Source organism: Bacillus cereus group sp. BfR-BA-01349 (genome assembly GCF_022663795.1).
Classification (GTDB): Bacteria; Bacillota; Bacilli; order Bacillales; family Bacillaceae_G; genus Bacillus_A; species Bacillus_A cereus.
On sequence record NZ_JAKUGE010000008.1, the window covers coordinates 42141 to 57126 of the forward strand.

Genomic DNA, 14986 nt, shown 5'->3' on the forward strand with positions numbered 1-14986 from the left:
TTTTTTGGCCCCATGTGGTGTGAAAACAGAGAGATGTAGCGAGTAGGGATATAATTTATATATCCGAATCCATAATTTGGCTATGTGAAAATCGGTTTATTCTGGGATAAGTGATGATATTACAACAGGAAGTGTAACTTTGCATAAAATGCAGGTTTCCGCTTCCATTAAGTTAACATGAAATTACGTATTAGTATGACTTTGAGGTTCTTTAAAAAAGTTGGATATAATACAACAAATTATTCCGGTAATTAGAATAATATATTTTATCGTTTCACTTGTATGTTGAAATAAATTAACGTTAAGCATCACAAGTCCCCAAAATAGTTGGATCGCTCCGTAACCGAATAAAACTTTTCCTGTACGAGAAAAATTTTTCATAAGTCTCACCCTTTCCTGTATATGTAAATTGTATCATAAAAAAAATGAAAACGAATGATTATAAAATGAATTTTCTGTAATTTATCGAGGTAAGTCATAGATGAAGAGAGAAGATATAGAAAGAAGCTTACGTTTTCACGTAAGCTTCTTTTTTATGTAAGTGTGTGTAACCGTTAAGCCGCATTGGGTTTTGTCGGTGAGTACGCGAAACTTTACGGTTACACGACACTTATTCATATGAGTAAAGGGTTATTTCAACAGAAAGTTTTAATTTAAGCGATTGGACCGCCTAAGTTAATAATGTCTTCAGATACGCTGTCGAACTTTTTGAAGTTAGCTTTGAATTCATTTGCAAGTTCGATTGCTTTTGCTTTGTAAGCAGCTTTATCAGCCCAAGTTTGTTCAGGCATTAACACTTCGTCAGGTACACCTGGTACGTGAAGTGGAACTTCAAGACCGAAGATGTCATGTTTAGCTGTTTCAGTTTTCGCAAGTTCACCGTTTAATGCAGCTTGAATCATTGCACGAGTGTAACCTAAGTTCATACGTTTACCAACGCCGTATTCGCCACCAGTCCAGCCAGTGTTTACTAAGAATACTTTCGCATCGTGTTTCTCAATTTTTTCACCAAGCATTTCAGCATAGCGAGATGCATCAAGTGGTAAGAATGGTGAACCGAAGCAAGTTGAGAATGTTGCTTGCGGAGATGTAACACCGCGCTCTGTTCCTGCTAGTTTACTAGTGTAACCACTTAAGAAATGATACATAGCTTGTTCTTTTGATAACTTACTGATTGGAGGCAATACGCCAGATGCATCAGCAGTTAAGAAAATGATTGTATTTGGGTGTCCAGCAACACTTGGCAGTACGATATTGTCGATCGCATGCATAGGGTATGCAGCACGAGTATTTTCTGTTAAAGTAGTATCGTTATAGTCTGCGATACGCGTTTGGTCATTAATGATAACGTTTTCTAAAACAGATCCAAATGTGATTGCATCGAAAATTTGTGGTTCTTTCTCGTGAGAAAGGTTTACACATTTCGCGTAGCAACCGCCTTCAATATTGAATACACCGTTATCAGACCAACCGTGCTCATCATCACCAATTAATTTACGGTTTGGATCAGCAGATAATGTTGTTTTACCTGTTCCAGATAAACCGAAGAATAATGCTACATCGCCTTCTTCACCTACGTTTGCAGAACAATGCATAGAAAGAATATCTTGTTCAGGTAATAAGAAGTTCATAATAGAGAAGATTGATTTTTTCATTTCTCCAGCGTATTCTGTACCACCAATTAATACGATGCGTTTTTCGAATGAAACCATAATGAATGCTTCGGAGTTTGTACCGTCAACAGCTGGATCAGCTTTGAAATTCGGTGCAGAAACAATTGTGAACTCTGATTCATGAGTCGTTAATTCTTCTTCAGTTGGACGAATGAATAATTGATGTACAAATAAATTGTGCCATGCATATTCGTTAATAACTTGAATTGGTAGGCGGTAATTGCGGTCAGCGCCTGCAAATCCTTTGAAGACGAATAACTCTTCTTTTTCTTTTAAGTATTCTAAAACTTTAGTATATAATTTATTAAAATGTTCTTCAGAAATCGGTTGGTTCACAGCTCCCCAAGCAATTTTGTCAGCAACCGATGCTTCTTTCACAATAAATTTATCTTTAGGAGAACGTCCTGTATATTTTCCTGTTGAAGCAGAAACGGCACCAGTAGAAGTTAATTTCCCTTCATTTCGCATTAATACTTTTTCCACTAATTGCGGAACACTTAGTTGAATCTGTGCATTGCTTCCGTTCAATAATTCGTGTAAACCAATTTGGACATTCACAGTACTCATATTTATATACCATCCTTTTCATTTAATGAAATATTTCTCGTAATCCCCAACAAGAGTATAACACAATTATATAAATAATGTATACTATTTATTTCTTTTTGTTTGTGTGAATGCATTATTTCCCTATTAATCTTTCATTTCAGGCGTATTGAGAAAAACTTTCAGGAAAATGTGAATATTAATTGACAAATGAATATCATTTCTTTAGTATAGGTTGGGACGGATACTCTCTTATCCCGAGCTGGCGGAGGGACAGGCCCGATGAAGCCCAGCAACCTCACTTGTATTGATAAATGCAGGTGAATAGGTGCTAAAACCTGTGCGAGGCTACAGGTCTCGAACGATAAGAGCGAAGGGCAAAAAGCAGTATGCAAGTAGCAAATTAAACCTTTCCTCTATGTAAAGTAGGAAAGGTTTTTCTGTATGCTTGTGTGGGAGAATAAATGTATGTCGCAGTTTGTGGCAAATTAAGGATGAGTTCCGTACAATATATACAATTACTGTAGGGAGGTTTACCACATGACAAAAAAACGTCATCTGTTCACATCTGAGTCTGTAACTGAAGGACATCCAGATAAAATTTGTGACCAAATTTCTGATTCAATTTTAGATGCGATCTTATCAAAAGACGCAAATGCACGTGTAGCTTGTGAAACAACTGTAACAACTGGTTTAGTATTGGTAGCGGGGGAAATTACGACTTCTACTTACGTAGATATTCCGAAAATCGTTCGTGAAACAATTCAAGGCATTGGTTACACACGCGCAAAATACGGATTCGATGCAGAAACTTGTGCTGTTTTAACATCTATCGATGAGCAGTCCGCTGACATCGCTATGGGTGTTGACCAAGCGCTAGAAGCACGCGAAGGTCAAATGACTGACGCTGAGATTGAGGCGATTGGTGCAGGAGACCAAGGTTTAATGTTTGGTTTTGCATGTAATGAAACACAAGAATTAATGCCACTTCCAATCTCGCTTGCTCACAAATTAGCTCGCCGTTTAACTGAAGTACGTAAAGATGATACATTATCATACTTACGTCCAGATGGAAAAACGCAAGTTACAGTTGAGTATGATGAAAATGGTAAACCAGTACGTGTTGATACTATCGTAATTTCTACACAACATCACCCAGATGTTACATGGGAAGAAATCGATCGCGATTTAAAAGAGCACGTAATTAAAGCTGTAGTACCAGCAGAATTAATGGATGGAGAAACGAAATTCTTCATTAATCCAACTGGTCGCTTCGTAATTGGTGGACCACAAGGTGATGCTGGTTTAACAGGACGTAAAATCATCGTTGATACTTATGGTGGATACGCTCGCCACGGTGGCGGTGCATTCTCTGGTAAAGATGCAACGAAAGTTGACCGTTCTGCAGCATATGCAGCTCGTTATGTTGCGAAAAACATCGTAGCAGCTGGTCTTGCTGAAAAAGCAGAAGTACAACTTGCATACGCAATCGGTGTAGCACAACCAGTATCAATTTCAGTTGATACATTCGGCACTGGTAAAGTATCTGAAGACGTACTAGTAGAACTAGTTCGTAACAACTTCGATCTTCGCCCAGCTGGTATTATTAAAATGCTAGACTTACGTCGCCCAATTTACAAACAAACAGCAGCTTACGGCCACTTCGGACGTACTGATGTAGATCTATCATGGGAACGTACAGACAAAGCTGCAGCTTTAAAAGAGCAAGCTGGTCTATAATATATGAAAAAAAGCTTTGCGCGGTGAGCGCAAAGCTTTTTTTATTTATAATTACGTTGGAATAAAGCGAAGAGTTCAATGTCATGCCAAGTGCCGTTGCGGAATATAGCTTCTTTACAAGTTCCTTCATGTTGAAAACCAAGTGATTTATATAATTTAACTGCTCTATCGTTAAAAGAAAATACTCGTAAAGAAAGGCGATGTAAATTTAATTCTAAAAATGCATAATCCAATAATAGGGTTAAAGCTTCCTGCCCATAACCTTGCCCCCAGTAATCCTTTTTACCAATATCAATAATGCATTCAGCGTTTCGATTATACGAATCAATATGAATTAAAGAAGTAATACCAATTGGAAGATGCGTAGCTTTTTCTTCAATGATATAGCTCTTAGAGTTCGAAGAATGAATAAATTGCTGGCAAAGTTTTTCTGTGTCTTGAAAGGAATATTTATCAAGAGTGAGTGTAGTTGAACTCATAACGTCTACATCATTATGCCATTTATAATATGTTAGAATATCATCTTCGGAAAACTTTCGTAACTGGATACGGTTTGATTCAAACAATGTAAACACCCCTTTTGTATTTATTGGTTTTTGTTCATTATCTCAACACACGAACTACAATAAATTTGTCCTTCTAATTCAATATACTTTTTCATATTCGTCATGCCATTCGCCGGAATGGGCATATGAATCCACGCTTTTTCATACGTTTGTATTTCTGTTTTACATGATTTACAAAAGATTGATTTCTTTTTGAACATATGTAATCAACCTTTCATTTGACGTGCTTTACTTGCGCAAAAGGCACTACTTAGTAAAAATAGTGTCGCGAATATAATACTTACTAATGTAGCGTATGGAATTGCACCTTTTAAGGAAAAGCCGACAGTGATTGAAGCGATGAATAAGAGGATAAATGTTGTTGTTAATTTTTTATAAAGTTCCATACTATGTAGACCTCCAATTTATTTTTTAGTACAAGTTTTAAAATTGAATTCTATTATGTAGAAAATATAAAGAGTAGCTAAAGATGTGTAGTCTAGGAGTATAAGAAAGTGCACTTTCCTTTTTGTGGGTTAGCATACTTATATTGTATCATGGCGCATGATTGGTTTCATGCATAATTGTGTAAAGGTATGTATGATAAAATGAAGAAAAGTCTTTAAGAAAGGAAAGATAAAAAATGAGTGTAACTGAACATAAAAAACAAGCTCCAAAAGAAGTGCGTTGCAAGATTGTTACGATTTCCGATACACGTACGGAAGAAACAGATAAGAGCGGACAACTATTACATGAATTGTTAAAAGAAGCAGGACATAAAGTAACTTCTTATGAAATTGTAAAAGATGATAAAGAAAGTATTCAGCAAGCAGTGTTAGCTGGTTATCATAAGGAAGATGTAGATGTTGTATTAACAAATGGCGGTACTGGTATTACGAAACGCGATGTCACAATTGAAGCAGTATCAGCGTTATTAGATAAAGAAATTGTTGGATTTGGTGAGCTGTTCCGTATGATTAGTTATTTAGAAGATATCGGAAGCAGCGCAATGTTAAGTAGAGCGATTGGTGGTACAATTGGGCGCAAAGTAGTCTTCTCGATGCCAGGGTCTAGCGGAGCGGTTCGACTTGCGATGAATAAATTAATTTTACCGGAATTAGGCCATATTACATTTGAGCTGCATCGCCAATGAGTAAGTGTGCTGGGATTGTGTTAGCGGGTGGTATGTCGAGTAGGTTTGGTGAGCCGAAAGCGTTAGCAATTTGGAAGGGAACTACTTTTGTTGAGCATATTGTGAAAGTGATGGGAAATACTTTGCAAGACATTGTAGTAATTAGCCGTACTGATATAAAAGAGCGAGTAGAGCAATTCGTACAAGTTCCTGTTATAGAGGATATCCCGCACTATAAAGGGAATGGACCGCTGGCCGGCATTGTATCAGGTATGGAATACATAGAAGCAGATTGGTACGCTATTATGCCTTGCGATGCGCCAAATGTTTCGCATGAATGGTTTACCATTTTATTAGAGCAAACGAGCAATGAATATGATGCGGTTGTACCTATTATTAATGGAAGAAAACAACCGTTACTTGCAGCGTATCACAACCGCGTGAAAGAAAAGATTTATGCTTTACTTCAGGAAGAAAAAAGAAGTGTGGGCCAGCTTTTATCACAATGTAATGTGAAATATGTTTCTGGAGAAGATGTACAAGCGAATGCGGATTGGTTTATAAATGTAAATACGAAAGAAGAATATGTGCAGGCTCAAAAAGACCTTTCAAATGAATGAAAGGTTTTTTGATATACAGAATTGGGGAACAATTGCTGTATAAAGGTATGTGAGTAAGTTGATTTTAAAGGGAATTTTTAAAATCATTATACAGTTAAAATACTGTATAACCATATATTAATTTTTATGGGTTTTTATTACAAGTCTGTTTAGTTATGTTTATTTTTGGTATAATTAATATAGAAATAAAACAATGCTTAACCTTATGTATCATTTATTAAACTAAAATTTATGACCATGTAATAAACTCCCTTCGTTTTTTGAAGGGAGTTTTTCTATTTAAGCAAGCAACTCTGATGCGTTATGCTGAAGGACTTCTTCATATTGGTTAAGCAAGCCACGAAAGATCTCATCCCAGCTCTTTGATTTCGCAAAAGATGAAGCTGCTATTCCCATCTGCTCAAGTTTTTCTGCATTTTGTAATAAAAAATAAATGGATGATAGAAATGCATCTTCATTTTTAGGCGGACAAAGAACTCCCGTTTTTCCATCTGTAATAATATTTTTAACCCCGCCACTATTTGCACCAATGACAGGTGTACCGCATGCGAGTGATTCAAGTACGACATTTCCGAATGTTTCAGTAGCTGATGGAAACACCATTATGTTAGAACAAGCATATGCTTCAGCTAAATCTGCACTTTGTAAATAGCCAGTAAAAGTGATATTTGTTTTCGGAACAGCTTCACGTAAACTTGTTGCTAGAGGACCATCTCCTGCAATGAGCCAATGAATATCGTTACGAGTATGTGCTGTTTTAACGATAAGGTGTTGCAACGTATCAATATCTTTTTCAGGAGCAATTCGTCCAACATAGGAAAGGACATACTTCGCTGTAATATTATATTTTTTTCGGAATAGGTCTGTATTGTAAGCAGGATGAAAGAGTGTGCAATCTACACCACGTCCCCATATAGAGAGGGTCTGAAAGCCTTTGTTTTTTAATTGATGTAATGTTTCAAAGGAAGGTACAAAATTTTTTTGCATATGACTATGAAACCATTTTAAATAGTTCCACAGCATATTGGAGAGGAATTCGATTTTGTAATAACGTAAATAGGCATCGAAATCAGTATGATAAGAACCGACAACTGGGATGTTTAACTTTTTTGCATAATACAATCCACAAAGTCCCATGTTGAAAGGTGTGGCAATGTGAATAATGTCAGGTTTAAAGGAAAGTAGTTCCCGTTTAATGCGCGGAGTAGGAAAAGAAAAACGACATTCTGGATATAATATTGTTAACGGGATACTTCTCATCTTATTCACATTCGCTACAAAATTATCTTCAGCTGTATGCTGAGGGGCGAAAACAGAATAGGCGATCTGTTCTTTCTGAAAATATTGTGTTAATCGCTCTAACGTTTTCGCAACCCCGTTAACTTGTGGCGTAAAAGTATCGGTAAAAATGGCGACTCTCATCATATCACTCCTTTATGTGAAAAGTGGGATGAATTGATAAAAAGAGATGATGCCAGAGCAAGTGCCAAGGCACATACCGACGAATACATCTGACGGATAGTGAAGTCCTAAATAAATACGTGAAATACCGACGCATAATGCTAACGGTAATAGGAAAGCAAGTAAGCTTGGATTATAGCAAATAAATGGAATGAAGACAGAGAAAACGGCTGTTGTATGACCAGACGGGAAAGAGTGGTCTTTTAATGGATGGACTGGATATTTTGCATCCTGAATTGTTAAATAAGGACGTTTTCGCGGATACCACCTTTTTAATATTTGCACAGGAATATGGCTAATTGCTAACGAAATAGCAGTTGCAATTGCAGCTTGATGCAAAGTTCCCTTTACGAAAATTAAAAAGAAAAGTGTGAGTGCGATGGAGAAAGTCGCGCCACCGATATGAGTAATATTGCTGAAAAAGATATTTAATGTTTTTTGATCAAAGTAGCGGTTAATTCCTCTGAAAATGTAACATTCTATTTTATATAATCCACTGACCTTCATGAAAATTCTCCTCCCTCATCTACATATATATGGAGATATTAGCTTTTATTTTAATAAGATTTTGTTGAGGGAGTAATAATGTTTTGTAAAGAAAAAGTTAGATTTTATATAAAAAAGCTGCCAATCTTATGGCAGCGGAAATTTACTTCTGTAATGATTTATAATATTGACCTTTTTCAACGTATTGCGTGCGAATACGCTCCATATCTTTACGGTCTTCTTCTGTTAATTCACGAATGACTTTCGCGGGACGACCGAAAGCTAACGTGTTTGGTGGAATTTTCTTTCCTTGTGAGACGAGGCTTCCAGCGCCGATAAAAGCTCCTTCGCCAATTTCAGCACCATCTAATATAATAGATCCCATTCCAATTAAAGCATCTTTCTTAATATGGCAACTATGTAAAATGACTTGATGCCCAATTGTTACGTCGTCTTCTAAAATAAGAGGATACTGCGGGCTTTGGTGAAGTGTACATTGGTCTTGTACATTTACTCGGTCTCCAATGATTGTCGGTGACACATCACCACGGATGACTGTATTAAACCAAATACTTGATTCCTCGCCAACGGAAACATCGCCTGTAATCGTAACATAGTCAGCGATAAAAGCACTACTCGCAATTTTCGGATTTTTTTCTTTGTAAGGATATATCATGTAAAGTCTTCCTTTCCTAGAGACTAGTTTTAGTGTATCAAATTATGAGAAAGAGTGAAATGGAGGAGAGCCGTATGTGGAATTATGAAGCGGAGGAAGCAAAGGCTGTCATTGTTATTGTGCACGGCGCAATGGAATATCACGGACGTTACGAAGCCGTTGCGGAAATGTGGAATCATATCGGCTACCACGTCGTGATGGGGGATCTTCCGTCACATGGAACGACTTCAAGAAATAGAGGACATATTGATTCATTTGATGAATACATAGAGGAAGTTAAATTATGGGTGAAAGAAGCAAGAAAGTATAGGTTACCTATTTTTCTATTCGGTCATAGTATGGGTGGTCTTATTGTCATTCGTATGATGCAAGAAACGAAGAGAGAAGATGTAGAGGGTATTATTTTGAGTTCGCCTTGTTTAGGGGTAGTGACTGGACCCTCTGCTCCGCTTCAATTTGCTTCAAAAATATTAAATGTTGTGGCTCCAAAATTGCAATTTGCAACGAATCTTACGGTGGAAATGTCAACACGTAACCATGAAGTGAGAGATGCAATGGAGAATGATTCTTTGTTCTTGCGCAAAGTATCAGTACGTTGGTATAGTGAATTGATTAAGTCTATCGAAATTGCTCATAAAAAAATAGATGATTTTCCAGATGTTCCGCTCTTGCTAATGCAAGCTTGTGAGGATAAACTTGTAGATAAAACACGTGTCCGCACTTGGTTTGATAATGTTAAAATAAGTGATAAGGCTTTTAAAGAATGGCCGAATTGTTATCACGAGCTATTAAATGAGTATGAGCGTGATGAAATTTTGAGTTATATTCAGTCATTTACTGAAATGCATGTCAATAATATAGTAAAAACAAACAAATAAATCATTATTTGTACATTTAATAGAGGAGATGAAGGAAGAAGTGAACGTACCGAGTAATCCCATAACGCTCATGGCGAAAGTATACCGTGATGTGTTTCCGGTTGTACACCATGAGCTAGCGATGTGGAAAGAGCGTGCCTACCATATTCCGAATGATGAGCTTCATAGTCAGGCAATCGCAAGTATTGAGCATAAAACGTTTCATTGCGAGGGCGGTGGCATTTTAGCTCTGCTAGCAAATGAACACCGAGAAGAATGTATTCGTTTTATCGTAGCGTATCAAACAATCAGCGACTATTTAGATAATTTATGTGATCGCAGTACATCACTTGATCCAAATGATTTTGCCGCACTGCATGAATCGATGTTAATGGCATTATCACCTGAAGTAGAAGGCGGCGGTAATTATTATCGTTATCGTGATGATCAAGATGATGGTGGTTATTTAGATGAACTTGTTGAAACATGCCAAGATGTTTTAAAGAAAACGAAGCACTATGACAAAATTGCTCCTGTTCTTCATGAACTTGCTTGTTATTATTGTGATTTACAAATTCATAAACATGTAAAATTAGAAGAAAGAGAACCACGATTACAAAAGTGGTTTGAAGCGCATAAAGAAAACTTACCAGAGATGAGTTGGTTTGAATTTTCAGCATGTGCCGGTTCTACGCTTGGAATCTTCTGTCTTGTCGCATATGCCTTTCATGATGAATTACATGATGAAGATATTGCGAAAATTAGACAAGGATACTTCCCTTACGTACAAGGGCTTCATATCTTACTTGATTATTTCATTGATCAAGAAGAAGACCGTATAGGCGGAGATTTGAATTTCTGTAGTTATTACGAAAACGAGCAAGCGATATTAGATCGTATGAAACATTTTGTAGAAGAAGCGGAGAAGAGCATTGGTGATTTGCCTCATGCGAAGTTTCATCGCCTTATAAGCCGAGGGTTACTTGGTATTTATTTATCAGATCAAAAAGTATCAGCACAAAAGAATATGCATAAAATGGCACGGCGCATTGTAAAGTACGGAGGCCTCACTTCACGATTCTTCTATTGGAACGGGAAGATGTACCGAAAGAAAACAGCGCAGTGATGAAGAAAACAGCGCAGTGATGAAGAAAACCACTCATGTAGAGTGGTTTTCTTTTCATTATGATTGTATTTTTGAAAATACAATCATAAGAAGTTCAATCGCAAAAATCACTAATACAGATAATCCAAATAAAGGCATGACAGCGCCCAGTATAACCATCATGATAAAGAAAACGAATATACTGTTCTTATCTCTTTGTTTTGGAGGTGCTGCTAATTTTCCTTTCGGCTTTCTTGCTAACCACATTTTTACTCCGTAATAAATAAGAAGTAGTAGAGATAATGTTGTTAGTAAGCATAATATTTTATTTGGCCATCCAAATAAATGGCCTTCATGAAGCGGGATGCCGTAAGTGAACCATTGTGCAAGTAATCCATAATCACGATAGTCCGTTTTGGAAATAAGCTTTCCGCTATATTGATCAAAGTAAGCTGTTATCTCTTCATTTGGTGCAACATGCATACCTGTAATACCAGAACCGCTCGATTTCGAAACAGTGAATACACCTTTCGGATCAGCTGGTAGTGAGATAACGTATGGCTTCTTTATTTCAATTCCTTTTTGTAATTCATCGACAGAAATAGCTTTCGGTTCATTTGAATCCGATTCAGGAGGAGCTTCTTTTCTTGTTGCCCATGGCAATTCTTTTACCTTTGATTCAGGCGGCGCCATATACAATTTCGGATATCCGAGCGATTCATTCGACGACGCAATTTTATAAATTTGGTTACCCATAAATCCTGACCATGGCAATCCAGATGCGACTAGCAGAACGAGTGGAATTGTAAATATAATACCGATAATAGAATGACGTCGTTTTGCTTTTTCTCGCTTATTGGATACTGGTGTGTTTTTGAACTGTCGTATACTCATATACAAACCAGTTACAATTAAAAAGATTGTCCAGCACGCCGCAAGTTCTACAGTATAGTTGATGACAGTGCCACCAACTAAAAGAGAACTATGTAATTCCCGCATTATATTGGCAAACGTTTCACTTGCGTTTTGATCTCCGACAATTTGATTATTGCTATCTAAATACACATACTTTTGTTGCCCTGTATATTCATTTGTAATCGTAAGTCTCGTATTATAATCCCCATTAAACTCACTAATTTTCGCCACGCTATAATGTGGATATTTTTTTTCTGTTAAGGAAATAGAATCAGCCATCGAAATAGATTCTGTTTGGGCGCTCTTCCCAAAATATAAATCTTTATAGATGAAATCTTCAACTTCCTCCCGAAATAAATACCCAATTCCGCTTAGTGACAACGTAATAAGAAGCGGCGTAATAAAAAGCCCAGCATAAAAATGCCAACGCCAAAAAATGTAATGAAGCGAACGATTTACTTTCATACTTTCAGTTCCCCTAACCTTCCCTATATGAATAACTACTTATTTAATATAGCGAGATTAAGTGTGATTACTTTGAAAGAATTGTGAAGAAAGTTAAAAGTTTGTGGGATTTTTATTAAACAGAAAACACATTTTAGAAGGAGTGTTTTTTATGTTTATGAAGATCTCTTTATATTTGATAAGTACATCCTAACAACCGCTTTCGCAAGACATTGAGAGGAATCAACAAAATCCTCACTCGCCACCACATTCAAATCGGTACATGCGATAATTACCGTATCAACTTCCTCTCTCAATTGTAAAACGAGCGCATTCCACAATTCGCGAGCTTCTTCAATCTCTCCAGATTTAATGCAAGTAATAATTTGATTAATGCTTTCCTGCCATTTTTCATGATGAATGTATTCTATATTACGCTTTGTAATCCCATCTTGGTAAATCCTAGATTGAACAGTTGCTTCTGTTGCGAGAAGAGCGACTCTTTTTATATTTTCAGGAATTGCTTGTAACGTTTCATCGACTATATTTAAAATCGGGATAGAAAGAGAACGCTGTAATTCTTTAAAATAAAGATGCGCCGTATTGCACGGCATAGCGATAAAGCTTGCGCCAGTACTTTCAAGTTTTTGTGCTCCTTCAATAATCGCTTTTTTCATCGCTTCGTGATCAATAGGGCGATCCATGTAAAACGGTGTTGGGCATGAATAAATCATCATATGAGGAAAGTCCATATCATGCTTTGCTCCGTATATTGTTTGGCATTCTGCTACAACTGTATCGACGAATGGTCCGGTTGATTTTGGCCCCATTCCTGCTAGTATTCCGATCATTGTTTCGTCTCCTTTAAGAATGTTTATATCCATTATATAGGAAAATAATAAAAAGACGTGCAGTGAATGCACGTCTTTTTTTGTTACGTTTTGTCGAACAATCGATATATCCGAGAAATCGTTGATATATTGTAAGTTATGATAGATATATCGAAAAAATCGTTTATATATCCCGAGTTACGATAGATATAATTGAAAAATCGTTGATATATTACCCCGCATTAACGGGCAGTAAAACTCCCACCTTAAAATTCAGTTGGAGCAAAGAAGTTAGGTGGGGGATAAACTGCCCATAAATGCCCGATTGGTTCAACTAATAATCAGTAGGGGATTCCCCCCATTGATTAAAGTTTCACTTTATCGTTTCTCAATCGCCACAATAAATGGCGGGTTATTTTGCTGGTTAATGAAGCCATATCGCAGTACGTGAGCTTGTTTTTGGTCTAGCTCTTCTGCAAATTTGAGAACAGCGTCGTGTTCTACTTGTCCTTCTGGGTGTCCGTGGTAAATGACGAGGACGATGATTCCTTCAGGTGCCATTACTTCTAGTAATTGTTCAATTGCCGAAATTGTTGAGTTCGGTTTTGTAACGATATGCTTGTCACCGCCAGGAAGGTAACCTAAGTTGAAGATAGCGCCTGTTACTTTTCCTTTTGCGTCTTCTGGTAGTACGGATAGAAGTGTATCGTGACTATCGTGAACTAAAACAGTACGTTCAAAAAGTTCTTTTTCTTTTAGACGAGTTGTTGAGCTTTCAATTGCTTCTTTTTGAATATCAAATCCAAATACTTTTCCGCTATCCCCAACAATTTCAGCTAGGAAGCAAGTGTCATGACCATTTCCAAGTGTTGCATCTACAGCGTAGTCGCCTTCTTTAACAGCCGTTTGCAGCAGTGTGCGAGCAAACGGTAATACACGTTCTAATTTCATTGTTGTTTCTCCTCATTTGCATATTTTCCTTGCCAGCTTCCGCGGCGTACAAATTCTGCATCGATGGAATTTAATACTTCCCATTTATTTAAGCTCCACATTGGACCAATCATTAAATCAGGTGGGCCGTCACCTGTGATACGGTGCACAATTACGTCTTCTGGAATAATTTCAAGTTGGTCAACAACGAGACTTACGTAATCCTCAAGAGAAAGGAATTCGAGTTGTCCTTTTTCATATTGCTTCACCATTGGCGTTCCTTTTAATAAGTGAAGTAAGTGGATTTTAATTCCTTATACATCAAGTTTCGCTACTTCACGAGCTGTTTCCATCATCATGTCGTAATCTTCAAGTGGAAGACCGTTAATAATATGAGAGCAAACTTTAATGCCGTGCTTACGTAATTTATTTACGCCTTCCACGTAAGACGGATAATCGTGAGCGCGATTAATAAGGTTTGCAGTTCGTTCGTGAACAGTTTGTAAACCGAGTTCAACCCAAAGGTATGTGCGTTTATTTAAGTCCGCTAAATATTCAACAACATCATCTGGTAAACAATCTGGACGAGTTGCGATAGAAAGACCGACAACGTCTTTTTCTGCTAGAAGCGGTTCGAATTTTTCTTTTAACACTTCAAGTGGTGCATGTGTATTTGTGTACGCTTGGAAATAAGCGATACATTTTCCATCTTTCCACTTAGAGCGCATTTTTTCTTTCATTTCATGATATTGCGTTATAACATCATCGCGGCGATCACCGGCGAAGTCACCAGATCCAGCGGCACTGCAAAATGTACAACCGCCGTAAGCAACTGTACCGTCACGATTCGGACAATCGAAGCCAGCATCTAATGAGACTTTAAAGATTTTTTCACCAAATTCATTTCGTAAATGGTAATTCCATGTATGATAACGTTTATTGTCGTTTGTATATGGAAAAGGGTTTTGAACCTTCATTACTTTCCCTCCTAAGCCGAGTCAAAATGAAACAAAATCCATTATAACA

Annotated in this window: 16 protein-coding genes, 1 pseudogene and 1 riboswitch; of the genes and pseudogenes, 5 read left to right on the top strand and 12 right to left on the bottom strand. The window is 37.2% G+C overall.

Annotation, left to right across the window (positions count from 1 at the left end):
• Positions 1–183 precede the first annotated feature (183 nt).
• Both MR169_RS06740 and pckA read right to left on the bottom strand, forming a co-directional pair.
• Positions 184–381 (bottom strand): hypothetical protein, encoded by a 198-nt coding sequence (locus tag MR169_RS06740; RefSeq protein ID WP_000788126.1) that lies wholly within the window; start codon positions 379–381, stop codon positions 184–186.
• Between the two features lie 272 nt (positions 382–653).
• A complete protein-coding gene (gene pckA / locus MR169_RS06745) occupies positions 654–2240 on the bottom strand; it encodes a phosphoenolpyruvate carboxykinase (ATP) (protein WP_000108802.1) in 1587 nt (528 codons plus the stop codon).
• 228 nt (positions 2241–2468) lie between these two features.
• Positions 2469–2590, top strand: a riboswitch (SAM riboswitch).
• A 169-nt stretch (positions 2591–2759) separates the two neighbouring features.
• Between pckA and metK the strand changes: the two genes are divergently transcribed.
• Positions 2760–3959 (top strand): methionine adenosyltransferase, encoded by a 1200-nt coding sequence (metK, locus tag MR169_RS06750; protein ID WP_000163123.1) that lies wholly within the window; start codon positions 2760–2762, stop codon positions 3957–3959.
• A gap of 41 nt (positions 3960–4000) precedes the next feature.
• Here the strand turns inward: metK and MR169_RS06755 are convergent, their stop codons facing one another.
• The 3 genes from MR169_RS06755 to MR169_RS06765 are packed head-to-tail and all read right to left on the bottom strand — an operon-like array spanning position 4001 to position 4911.
• Positions 4001–4525 carry a GNAT family N-acetyltransferase gene (locus MR169_RS06755; protein ID WP_000464130.1) on the bottom strand — a complete coding sequence of 175 codons (525 nt, stop codon included), beginning with the start codon at positions 4523–4525 and terminating at the stop codon, positions 4001–4003.
• Positions 4526–4545: 20 nt separating this feature from the next.
• A complete protein-coding gene (locus tag MR169_RS06760; RefSeq protein ID WP_000473618.1) occupies positions 4546–4725 on the bottom strand; it encodes a hypothetical protein in 180 nt (59 codons plus the stop codon).
• Positions 4726–4731: 6 nt separating this feature from the next.
• Entirely contained in the window at positions 4732–4911 is a 180-nt protein-coding gene (locus tag MR169_RS06765; RefSeq protein ID WP_000424800.1) for a hypothetical protein, read from the bottom strand.
• Positions 4912–5147: 236 nt separating this feature from the next.
• Here MR169_RS06765 and MR169_RS06770 point away from each other — a divergent pair, with 236 nt between their 5' ends.
• Together MR169_RS06770 and MR169_RS06775 are read left to right on the top strand one after the other, a co-directional pair.
• A complete protein-coding gene (locus MR169_RS06770) occupies positions 5148–5657 on the top strand; it encodes a MogA/MoaB family molybdenum cofactor biosynthesis protein (RefSeq protein WP_000117124.1) in 510 nt (169 codons plus the stop codon).
• A complete protein-coding gene (locus tag MR169_RS06775) occupies positions 5654–6256 on the top strand; it encodes a molybdenum cofactor guanylyltransferase (protein WP_000030832.1) in 603 nt (200 codons plus the stop codon). Before MR169_RS06770 ends, MR169_RS06775 begins: the two co-directional genes overlap by 4 nt.
• 279 nt (positions 6257–6535) lie before the next feature.
• On the opposite strand, the gene MR169_RS06780 is transcribed toward MR169_RS06775, so the two are convergent.
• The 3 genes from MR169_RS06780 to MR169_RS06790 all read right to left on the bottom strand — a co-directional run bounded on the left by MR169_RS06780 (position 6536) and on the right by MR169_RS06790 (position 8879).
• On the bottom strand, positions 6536–7678 hold the full coding sequence (locus MR169_RS06780; protein ID WP_001261603.1) for a glycosyltransferase family 4 protein: 1143 nt from the start codon (positions 7676–7678) through the stop codon (positions 6536–6538).
• 12 nt (positions 7679–7690) lie between these two features.
• Entirely contained in the window at positions 7691–8224 is a 534-nt protein-coding gene (locus MR169_RS06785; RefSeq protein ID WP_242319148.1) for a phosphatase PAP2 family protein, read from the bottom strand.
• A gap of 142 nt (positions 8225–8366) precedes the next feature.
• Positions 8367–8879 carry a gamma carbonic anhydrase gene (locus MR169_RS06790; protein ID WP_000640206.1) on the bottom strand — a complete coding sequence of 171 codons (513 nt, stop codon included), beginning with the start codon at positions 8877–8879 and terminating at the stop codon, positions 8367–8369.
• Positions 8880–8953: 74 nt separating this feature from the next.
• Here MR169_RS06790 and MR169_RS06795 point away from each other — a divergent pair, with 74 nt between their 5' ends.
• Entirely contained in the window at positions 8954–9757 is an 804-nt protein-coding gene (locus MR169_RS06795; protein ID WP_000267421.1) for an alpha/beta hydrolase, read from the top strand.
• Between the two features lie 40 nt (positions 9758–9797).
• Positions 9798–10862, top strand: a complete 1065-nt coding sequence (locus MR169_RS06800; protein ID WP_001102467.1) for a tetraprenyl-beta-curcumene synthase family protein — start codon at positions 9798–9800, stop codon at positions 10860–10862.
• A gap of 57 nt (positions 10863–10919) precedes the next feature.
• Here MR169_RS06800 and MR169_RS06805 read toward each other — a convergent pair whose 3' ends face one another.
• The 4 genes and pseudogenes from MR169_RS06805 to mnmL all read right to left on the bottom strand — a co-directional run bounded on the left by MR169_RS06805 (position 10920) and on the right by mnmL (position 14937).
• Positions 10920–12221: a PepSY-associated TM helix domain-containing protein gene (locus tag MR169_RS06805; RefSeq protein WP_242319149.1), complete on the bottom strand. Its 1302-nt coding sequence runs from the start codon at positions 12219–12221 to the stop codon at positions 10920–10922.
• A gap of 155 nt (positions 12222–12376) precedes the next feature.
• Positions 12377–13051: an aspartate/glutamate racemase family protein gene (locus MR169_RS06810; protein ID WP_242319150.1), complete on the bottom strand. Its 675-nt coding sequence runs from the start codon at positions 13049–13051 to the stop codon at positions 12377–12379.
• A gap of 357 nt (positions 13052–13408) precedes the next feature.
• Positions 13409–13981: a tRNA 5-(aminomethyl)-2-thiouridylate-methyltransferase MnmM gene (gene mnmM, locus MR169_RS06815; protein ID WP_242319151.1), complete on the bottom strand. Its 573-nt coding sequence runs from the start codon at positions 13979–13981 to the stop codon at positions 13409–13411.
• Positions 13978–14937: pseudogene (gene mnmL, locus MR169_RS06820) on the bottom strand (tRNA modification radical SAM protein MnmL/YtqA). The gene mnmM and the pseudogene mnmL overlap by 4 nt, the downstream one beginning before the upstream one ends.
• Positions 14938–14986: the final 49 nt, after the last annotated feature.

Coding starts and splice junctions, on each gene's coding strand:
- MR169_RS06740 (WP_000788126.1), bottom strand. CDS start 381: ATGAAAAATTTTTCTCGTACAGGAAAAGTTTTATTCGGTTACGGAGCG.
- pckA (WP_000108802.1), bottom strand. CDS start 2,240: ATGAGTACTGTGAATGTCCAAATTGGTTTACACGAATTATTGAACGGA.
- metK (WP_000163123.1), top strand. CDS start 2,760: ATGACAAAAAAACGTCATCTGTTCACATCTGAGTCTGTAACTGAAGGA.
- MR169_RS06760 (WP_000473618.1), bottom strand. CDS start 4,725: ATGTTCAAAAAGAAATCAATCTTTTGTAAATCATGTAAAACAGAAATA.
- MR169_RS06765 (WP_000424800.1), bottom strand. CDS start 4,911: ATGGAACTTTATAAAAAATTAACAACAACATTTATCCTCTTATTCATC.
- MR169_RS06770 (WP_000117124.1), top strand. CDS start 5,148: ATGAGTGTAACTGAACATAAAAAACAAGCTCCAAAAGAAGTGCGTTGC.
- MR169_RS06775 (WP_000030832.1), top strand. CDS start 5,654: ATGAGTAAGTGTGCTGGGATTGTGTTAGCGGGTGGTATGTCGAGTAGG.
- MR169_RS06780 (WP_001261603.1), bottom strand. CDS start 7,678: ATGAGAGTCGCCATTTTTACCGATACTTTTACGCCACAAGTTAACGGG.
- MR169_RS06785 (WP_242319148.1), bottom strand. CDS start 8,224: ATGAAGGTCAGTGGATTATATAAAATAGAATGTTACATTTTCAGAGGA.
- MR169_RS06790 (WP_000640206.1), bottom strand. CDS start 8,879: ATGATATATCCTTACAAAGAAAAAAATCCGAAAATTGCGAGTAGTGCT.
- MR169_RS06795 (WP_000267421.1), top strand. CDS start 8,954: ATGTGGAATTATGAAGCGGAGGAAGCAAAGGCTGTCATTGTTATTGTG.
- MR169_RS06805 (WP_242319149.1), bottom strand. CDS start 12,221: ATGAAAGTAAATCGTTCGCTTCATTACATTTTTTGGCGTTGGCATTTT.
- MR169_RS06810 (WP_242319150.1), bottom strand. CDS start 13,051: ATGATCGGAATACTAGCAGGAATGGGGCCAAAATCAACCGGACCATTC.
- mnmM (WP_242319151.1), bottom strand. CDS start 13,981: ATGAAATTAGAACGTGTATTACCGTTTGCTCGCACACTGCTGCAAACG.